The organism is Flavonifractor sp. An100 (genome assembly GCF_002161175.1).
Lineage (GTDB): Bacteria > Bacillota > Clostridia > Oscillospirales > Oscillospiraceae > Lawsonibacter.
Genome location: NZ_NFMA01000042.1, coordinates 1 through 8,075, shown reverse-complemented (window position 1 = coordinate 8,075; position 8,075 = coordinate 1). Strand labels below are relative to the sequence as shown.

The following is an 8,075-nucleotide window of genomic DNA, read 5'->3' as shown; positions in this document are numbered from 1 at the left end:
CTGCGCTACACCCGGATATAAAATGATTATAACTGTGGTCAAACATGTGGTCAAGGCCGTTTTTTGACCAACGACTTTGCCGAAATGGTTCCCGCTTCTGGTAGTGTCCCAGCGGGTTGAGGGGTTGCGGTTTTGTCCTCATGGATGGCCCCCGCGCGCTCCCAAAGCAGGCGCGCTACCAACTGCGCTACACCCGGATATGAAGTTGTGGGGTGGCCTGGGCGGATTCTCCCAAAGCAGGCGCGCTACCAACTGCGCTACACCCCGGATATGGAATTTTCAAAAATATGAAGAGAATTAACATGGATACTTAGCCTATGCATAATAACATGAGAAAAGGGAAAAATCAAGTTTTTCCTGGTGGTTGGAAAAATAGATTTTACAGGGGCAAAGTGTTGAGACGGGAACATTACAAATGCTGTTTATTTTATTATTTTAAAGTATTAATGTTAAAGGGGGGCTCCAACGGCAAAGAAAGATGACTCGGTGGATTTTGTCTATCTATAGAAAACATAGTTTTACAATGAAATGATTGTCAATATTATCTTATATATGATAAAATAAAAATTCAAGAAACCAATGAGGTGATTTAAGTGAGGATGCGTAAAAAACCGAATTTATCGGCGCGCATGGAAAGATGTACGAGCCTTTTAATTTCATCACCGAAAGATTACCGGGGGCATTGGCGAGAATTAAAGCCAGATGCTCAGGAGCTTCGTCTTGAATTGGGGTGTGGAAAAGGAAAATTTACAGTAGAAACGGCTGAACAGCACCCAGAGGCATTATATATTGCAATTGAGCGGGTTCCTGATGCTATGGTAATAGCTATGGAGCGTTGTATGGCAAAGGGCTTAAAGAATGTCTTCTTTATTGATGGAGATGCAGCTTTGCTGAGAGACTATTTCTCGGGAAATGAGGTTGATATCTTATATATTAACTTTTGTGACCCATGGCCGTCTCATAAACATGCCCGCCGTCGTCTAACCCACGAAAATTTCCTTGTCCTGTACCGTGGGATACTTCGGGATGGAGGAGAAATTCGATTTAAAACAGATAATCGGGATCTGTTTGAATACTCTTTGTTCCAATTTCCAAAAGCAGGTTATAAACTTACAGAGGTAACGCGGGACTTACATGCCACAGGGATAAAAGGTGTCATGACAGATTATGAGGAGAAATTTTATTCCTGTGGTACGCCAATCAATCGATGCGTTGGAATAAAACAGCATTTGGCATGCGAGCCGGAGTTTCATCCAATCGCTGGACCAGTTCCAGATTATCTTCAGAGTGAAACGCGCAAAAATCAGGAAAATACCGATATTTAAGTATTTAACGGAAATGAGCATGAAAAATCGCCCCATCCTACGATTTGGTAGGGGGGCGATTTTGTTTAACCAGCTTCACTGGAATCAGTTATTTGAGCTTTTGTGGGTGAGGATGCTAGGTCATCTTTATGATACAAAAGCTTCAGCACAATAGGAGTTACCACAGCAGATACCAGAATTAGAATAATAACACTGGTAAAAAACATGGGATTCAGCAGGCCGAGCAAAAGTCCTTTTTGAGCAACAATTAGAGCGACTTCGCCACGGTTCATCATTCCAACGCCGATTTTAAGAGCATCGCGTTTCTGAAATCCACATATACGGGCCATGCCGCCGCAGCCGATTACTTTTGAAAGGAGAGCGACAATCAGGAATGCTATCGTAAAGAGAAGCAGGGTTTGATCCATTTCGCCGATATCAGTACTTAGACCAATGGAGGCGAAAAATAATGGCCCAAAGATAATATAGGAATTGATGTCCATCTTCCGTTCGATGTAAGGAGCATCGTCCAAATTCGATAGAACAACACCAGCAACATAAGCACCTGTGATATCAGCAATTCCAAAGTACTCTTCCGCGATATAGGCCATTGCCAAACATAAGGCCAAGGCTAGAATGGGAAGACGGCGTGTTTTTGGGTGCCGAGAATCCATCCAATCAAACGCTTGGTATATAATAAAGCCGATCACGCCGGCGAAAATAAAGAAGAGCAGAGTGTTCCAGCCGACCATTATAAGGGAGCTGTTTGGGTCTTTCAAACCACTAATCAGGGTCAGCACGATGATGCCCAAGACATCATCAATAATGGCGGCAGATAAAATGGTTGTGCCAACGCGTTCTTTTAAATGGCCTAATTCCCGCAGCGCTTCAACGGTAATTGAAACAGAGGTTGCAGTTAGGATACATCCGATAAAAAGCGCTTCATAGAGAAGATTTCGCTGTGTTGAAGTGTGCCCATAGAAGAGGAGAAACAATCCTGTTCCACATGCTAGAGGGAGAATGACACCTGAAGTTGCGATGGCCAACGCTTTTGGTCCACTGCGAATAATCTCTTTGGTATCTGATTCCAACCCAGCGGAAAACATTAGAAGTACAACACCAATTTCAGCCATTTGGGTCAAAAAATCAGAGGGTTGTACGAGATGGAACATACAGGGACCAACTAAAAGTCCGGCAATAATTTCGCCGACTACACTTGGCATGCGAAATTGTCGGGCAATTAAACCGCATAATTTGGCGGCAACTAAGATAATTGCCATATCTTTAAAAATTTCGTATGATTCCATAAAAAACACCTCCGGGATCCATCGTACAGGCACTGCTCGCCTGACATGCTTACACAATTTCCGTTACAAAAGAATAGGCCCCAGTTCAAAAAAAGTCAAGGGCAATAACGTTTAGATTCTGTTCATTTCTTGGAAGGATGGTCTATATCCTGTACAAATATTAAGAGAGAGAAAACAGCACAGATTCCCGGGAGAGCCAGCAACGGATCAACCATTGACTTTTTATTGTTCTTTGTGTATCATATCATGCAGTGAATGCAGTATATTTCGTTTTGATTTACGTTCTATTCTGTCATTCCCAATAGAATATGCGCCTGTGATGGAATTGGTAGACATGCGAGATTTAGGTTCTCGTGCAGCGATGCGTGTGGGTTCGAGTCCCTTCAGGCGCACCAAGTCGCCGTGAACGTTATAGCGTTTGCGGCGATTTTATATATAATGAACGTCCGTATTACTTGGCAAAAGGCCAATTGCAGCAAAAAACCGCTGCCCTTTAACTTCCCTGGGAAGTTAAAGGGCAGCGGTTTTCTTATAACATAATGGAGAAAGTACGATTCGCATTAGCGGCAAGGAAAATAGACATCAGAAAAGATCGATTCCATTAGTTAAAAGATATTCATGTGGGAATACCCCAATTTTAAAGGAAAATATTGTTTTCCCTTGAGATAGAGCATTAAAATTTTAACATCCACGTCACTTCACCGGTAGTAAGTGTATCCCCGCTGCGCAAAGCGCAAGGCATGTGAATGGGATTCCCGTTGACGGTTGTTCCATTTTGAGAACCTAGGTCCTCCAGATATACGGTTCCGTTTGCCAAAAATATTCTGGCGTGGCGGCGGGAGACGGAAGGGTCCTGGAAGAGGATATCGCAGGAGGGGTCACGTCCTACCAGCAGCTCTTGAGTCAAATAGCGCCCGGTTTCTGTTCCTGCCAAATGGCCGGCAGGGTCTTCGATGCGCATGTAGATCCCCTGAGGCGGGGGGGAGGCAGGAGGAGTATTTGAGCTGCTCCTGCGTTTTAAAATAATAACGGCCCCTCCAACGAGGAGAATCACAACGGCGGCTCCCACGAGAGGGAGAAGAGGGGAGGAAGAGGGTTGGGGAGTATTTTCTTTTGCATCGAGAGACGTGGAGTTGTTTGAGGGGGGGAGCGGGGTGGAGACGGCGGGTGACGGAGCCTCAGGTTGGTCTGAGGGAAGGTCCACGGTACTTTCCCCCTTGCAGACCAGAGCTCCGTTGGAGGCAAATGTGACGGAGACGTTCTGTCCCTCTCCAGAGGCGGAACACCCTGACAGGTCAAATCCAAGGACCAGCATAGAGCCGTTGATGCTGGAAAGCTGCTGCGCTGCTTCCTCGGCCTCATCAGGAGTCTTCACGGTCTGATGAGTCCCACCAGAGGCCTGAGCCAGCTGACCAAGGGACTCCAGGGCATCTTCCTGCTGGCCTACCCCAACTGAGTGGAGCATAACATCGGAGCGGGAAAGGCGCTCCAAAAGCTCATCATAGGGAATGCCGCCGTCTGGGTCGTACTGTACTGCGTCGGAGAGAATCACCATGCACCGCAGCTCATTGCTCTCCCGAGGGAGAGCTTCAAAGTAGTCCAGAGCCTTGTCAAGACAGCTGTGGAGACGGGTAACTTCCTCGTGGAAGGAGAGCTGTTCCAGCGCTGTACCAAGTTCCTCCGCCGATAGTGCTTCCTCTGTGATAGACAGATCGTTGCCGAAGGTGGCCAGGAGAAATTGCGTGTGTTCCCCGCCCAGTTGGGCGAGCTGTTGACCAAAGGAGACGAGCTCCTGGCGGTATGCAGGCATGGAGGTGGAGTTGTCCACCAGCAGCAGGTAGGTGACGGGAAAGCCTGCCTGCTGAACGGTCGCCAGGGTCCCAGCGGCAGGAAAGGACTGACTGCCAATCCTGGCCTCTGCCTGGGTGATGGGCTGGTCCGCGCCTTCCAAGCTTACATATGTGTATAGGGTGTTTTCAGTGAAAAAGGTGCGCACCAGCTCTGCACTTCCGGCTGCCGATACCGGGATGAATGTCAGGGCAGCCAATAGCCCGGTCAAAAGTAGGGCAAGAGCTCGTTTCATAAGTGTTCCTCCACAAAAACGGTGATCAAAGAGAAGTTGTCGTTTCCCTTAGGAGCCCGGCGGATGTGCCGCAGCAGCATCAATTGTGCCCACTGCTCCGGGGTCTCCGACTTCAGCCAGTCGGCCAGAATCTCTTCCTGATATACATATTCCCAGAATCCATCTGAACACAAGAGAAAGGCCTCTCCAGGCTGAAGGGGGGCAGAGCCGGTTTCCGGGGAGCAGGACGGGCGGCCCAGCACCCGCAGGAGGCTGGAACGGTCATCGTCGTGGTAGACGTCCATGCGGGTAATTTCTCCCCCCAAATACTTGCGGTATGTGACAGAGTGGTCCCGGGTCAGCTGAGTGATCGTTCCTTGGGAGAGGCGGTAGAGCCGGGAGTCCCCCACGTGGGCCCACAGGCTGTGCTCTCCCTCTAAATAGAGTGCGACCAGTGTGGTGCGCATCTCCTCCAGTCCTGAGGCGGTCTGTCCGTCCAGGATTTTTTGATTGGCTGCTTGGATGGATTGGACCAGAGCCGTTTCATCCACGGAAGGACAGTCCAGACAGGCTTGGCAGACAGTGTTTACAGCCAGGGCGGAGGCAACCTCACCGCCGCCATGGCCACCCAAACCGTCTGCCAGAGTCAAAACGGTCCGGCCGGAGCGGCTTTCCAGACAAATGCTGTCTTCGTTTTCAGGCCTGCCGCCCCGGTTGGTGTAGGAATAGGTGGTGATGTTCATGGTCATTCCACTTCCAAATAGACCGTGTTGGCCACCTCACCCAAGTAAATGGAGCTCTTGGGTGGCAGCTTGACAGGGGCGTCCGGGCTGAGCCGCTGGCCGTCGGCCAGGAAGGTTCCGTAGGTGGAGTTAAGGTCGGTGACAACGAACATGCCCTCATTCTGATCGTAATAGATCTGGCAGTGTCTGGCACTGACGCCCGGGGTGCCGTCCTGGTAGACCAGACGGCAGACGGCGCCGTCCCGTCCCAGTTGGACGGGCTGGTGGTGGAGCTGTACCACCTGACCGGCGTGCTGAGGGGCCATGGAGCGGATCACAGGAGAGGCAGCGGGAGCGGCTTCGGGCTGGGTCTGCTGAGCTGCTTCCCCAGGTGCCTTGGATTTCTTCCGCATTACCAGAACAAGGACGGCAATTACCACCACCACGGCAGCGCCGATTCCGATGTAGAGTACGGTGTTGTCGGCGCTGGGCTGATACATGGAGTAGGTGATGCTGTTGCGGTCCAAAATGGGGAGGATTTCGCTGATGCTCACGGCATAAAACAGGTTCTGATCCAGGTTGGAGGCGGCGGTGTTGATGCCCAGCACGGCTCCATTTTCATCCACCAGAGGTCCGCCGGAGTTTCCGCCGCTCATGGCGGTGTCCGTCTGGATTAGACGGCGGCCGGTCCCGCTCTCCGTCAGCAGACGGCTGATGCTGCCGGTGGTGACCGTGGCGTCCTCCTTGCTGTAGGAGTTGACCGCCTGAATGGTCATGTCGGCGGCCAGCGGATAGCCCACGGCGTAGACCTCGCTGCCCAGCATGGAGTCCTGGGGCTCAAACATCTGCAGGGGGGTGCGCAGGTCGGTGGGCTTTTCCAGCTTTAGGACAGCCACATCCTTCTCGTAGTCATAGTCCACCAAATAGGCTTCCTGCTCATTGTCTTGGCCAAATACCGCAAAGAGCTCGCCACCGCCCAGAGCCTTGCCAGCCAGGATGAATTCCTCCACCACATGGCAGTTGGTCACAATGTATTGGGGATTTTCTCCCTGGGCGCCCACAAAGAAGCCGGTTCCCCGCCAATAGTTCATAGTGCCGTTTTCGTCGGGGGCTCCGGTACGGAGCATCACAATGCTGTCCAGCACCGTCTGGTCAAAGGCTCCGTAGACAGGAACCGTGTAGAAGCACAAAAGGAGTACCGCCAAGAGCAAAGCGGGGACACGAGCTAGCTTTTTCATACCATACACTCCAATTCAAGTTTATTTACAGGAAATCAAGATGCCGGTGTAGTTGTCCTGGGCCGGAAGGTGTTTCTCTAAGATCATCGTTTCCAACAGTCCGCAGCCCTCCTCGGGGTCCATAGACATGGCCTCCATCAGCTCGGGAGGGGTCAGTACGCCGCTGATGCCATCGGAACACAAAAGCAGGGCATCGCCCCGCTGGAGCTGCCAGGGACGCAGGTTATAGTCCACTTCTTGTAGGTGGTCGATTCCCACAAAGCCGGTCAGACGCCGGGCATCCTCATCCTGCTCCGCACGCTCTTTGCAGATGACCTCCTGCTCCAGTTCCCGGGCGTAGAGCTGATTGAGGTAGGTGTGCTCCCGGTTGAGCTGAAACACGCCCCCATCCCGCATGAGGAAGATGGCGCTGTCGCCCACGCTGACCCAGTGCAGCTGCCCTTCCTGGATATGGACCGCGACAAGGGTGGTGCCGCTGGCGCCGGAAAACTGACGAAACACGTGGTCGCTGATGCTGTGGGCGCAGGCTCCCAGCCACTGGGGAAGGGGGGAGGTGGAGTCCCGGCCGTGAAACAGCTCCAAAAAGGATTCCACGGCACACTCGCTGGCCAGCTTTCCGTCCTCCATGCCGCCCATTCCGTCTGCCACCACGGCAAACAGTCCCTCTTGGGCCAACTGCCGGGGATTGGCGGCATTCAGGACCGCAAAGGAGTCCTCCTGCCGTTCCCGCATCCCCATGCCCTGAATATTGCTCACCAGAAACCGCAAAGGGGACTCCTGGGACGAGCGTTCCATGGTAGGGGCAGGGTCCGTTACCCGGCGCCCCCGGCGGAACAGACCGTCAAACAGTCCCATGATCGCTTCCCTCCTCCGGCTTGGCGTCCCAGCGGAAACGGTCGGAGCACAGGGGGACAAAGAGCAGCTTGGTCTCTCCAAAATCAATGAGGTCATAGGTCTGCAGCGGCATGGGGGAGAACAGCTCCTCTCCGTTGAGATAGACAATGTTGCGTCCCTCACCGGGAATCAGGTTAAAGCGGTTGTTGCGGTCGCTGTAGCTGATTTTGGCGTGGTTTTCTGCGGAAATGGTCCGGTCTCCGGTAATGGTAATATCCATCCGGTCACTGCGGCCAATGGAGTTGATTCCGCCCCGGATGGTGTAGCTCTTTCCCCGGCTCGGGCCTTCCACACAGGCCAGCCATCCCACCACTGGGTCAAAGCCCATCTGCTCCTGCATCATGCCAACGGTCTTTCCGGCATCCATGACGCTGATCCCCAGCCCCTTGGGTGGGGCGGTGGGCTCAGGAACCCCTTGCGGTTCATACCCTCTTGGGGGCATGGTCTTAGAGGGAGCGGTCACCGGTGTGGCGGCGTAGCCTCTGGGGGGCTGGGTCTTGTTGTCTGCCGTCACGGGAGTGTAACCCTTGGGGGGCTGAGTCTTTTGG

Annotated in this window: 7 protein-coding genes and 2 tRNA genes; 2 read left to right on the top strand and 7 right to left on the bottom strand. The window is 52.3% G+C overall.

The genetic code is table 11. The features are described from left to right. Positions 1-110: 110 nt before the first annotated feature. A tRNA-Pro gene (locus tag B5E43_RS15195) sits at positions 111-196 on the bottom strand. 403 nt (positions 197-599) lie between these two features. Between B5E43_RS15195 and trmB the strand changes: the two genes are divergently transcribed. Continuing rightward, positions 600-1,325, top strand: coding sequence for a tRNA (guanosine(46)-N7)-methyltransferase TrmB (gene trmB, locus B5E43_RS14520; protein WP_087397868.1), 726 nt, complete (start codon positions 600-602; stop codon positions 1,323-1,325). A gap of 65 nt (positions 1,326-1,390) precedes the next feature. Here trmB and B5E43_RS14515 read toward each other — a convergent pair whose 3' ends face one another. Then, complete coding sequence (locus tag B5E43_RS14515; protein ID WP_087397863.1) at positions 1,391-2,611, bottom strand: cation:proton antiporter; 1,221 nt, start codon at positions 2,609-2,611, stop codon at positions 1,391-1,393. 310 nt (positions 2,612-2,921) lie between these two features. Between B5E43_RS14515 and B5E43_RS14510 the strand changes: the two genes are divergently transcribed. Further along, a tRNA-Leu gene (locus B5E43_RS14510) sits at positions 2,922-3,006 on the top strand. 278 nt (positions 3,007-3,284) lie between these two features. Here B5E43_RS14510 and B5E43_RS15370 read toward each other — a convergent pair. The 5 genes from B5E43_RS15370 to B5E43_RS14485 form a co-directional block, all read right to left on the bottom strand. Continuing rightward, a complete protein-coding gene (locus B5E43_RS15370; RefSeq protein ID WP_206407012.1) occupies positions 3,285-4,694 on the bottom strand; it encodes an FHA domain-containing protein in 1,410 nt (469 codons plus the stop codon). Beyond that, on the bottom strand, positions 4,691-5,422 hold the full coding sequence (locus B5E43_RS14500; protein ID WP_087397861.1) for a PP2C family serine/threonine-protein phosphatase: 732 nt from the start codon (positions 5,420-5,422) through the stop codon (positions 4,691-4,693). The genes B5E43_RS15370 and B5E43_RS14500 overlap by 4 nt, the downstream gene beginning before the upstream one ends. Next, positions 5,419-6,633, bottom strand: coding sequence for a trypsin-like peptidase domain-containing protein (locus B5E43_RS14495; RefSeq protein ID WP_087397859.1), 1,215 nt, complete (start codon positions 6,631-6,633; stop codon positions 5,419-5,421). Before B5E43_RS14495 ends, B5E43_RS14500 begins: the two co-directional genes overlap by 4 nt. A gap of 21 nt (positions 6,634-6,654) precedes the next feature. Continuing rightward, positions 6,655-7,488 carry a protein phosphatase 2C domain-containing protein gene (locus B5E43_RS14490; protein ID WP_158099073.1) on the bottom strand — a complete coding sequence of 278 codons (834 nt, stop codon included), beginning with the start codon at positions 7,486-7,488 and terminating at the stop codon, positions 6,655-6,657. Then, the coding region (locus tag B5E43_RS14485) for an FHA domain-containing protein (RefSeq protein WP_087397855.1) at positions 7,475-8,075 on the bottom strand (601 nt) is incomplete at its 5' end. The genes B5E43_RS14490 and B5E43_RS14485, both read right to left, overlap by 14 nt.

Bases quoted from the DNA above. Each gene is read 5' to 3' on its own strand.
- trmB (WP_087397868.1), top strand. From the start codon at position 600: ATGCGTAAAAAACCGAATTTATCGGCGCGCATGGAAAGATGTACGAGC.
- B5E43_RS14515 (WP_087397863.1), bottom strand. From the start codon at position 2,611: ATGGAATCATACGAAATTTTTAAAGATATGGCAATTATCTTAGTTGCC.
- B5E43_RS15370 (WP_206407012.1), bottom strand. From the start codon at position 4,694: ATGAAACGAGCTCTTGCCCTACTTTTGACCGGGCTATTGGCTGCCCTG.
- B5E43_RS14500 (WP_087397861.1), bottom strand. From the start codon at position 5,422: ATGACCATGAACATCACCACCTATTCCTACACCAACCGGGGCGGCAGG.
- B5E43_RS14495 (WP_087397859.1), bottom strand. From the start codon at position 6,633: ATGAAAAAGCTAGCTCGTGTCCCCGCTTTGCTCTTGGCGGTACTCCTT.
- B5E43_RS14490 (WP_158099073.1), bottom strand. From the start codon at position 7,488: ATGGGACTGTTTGACGGTCTGTTCCGCCGGGGGCGCCGGGTAACGGAC.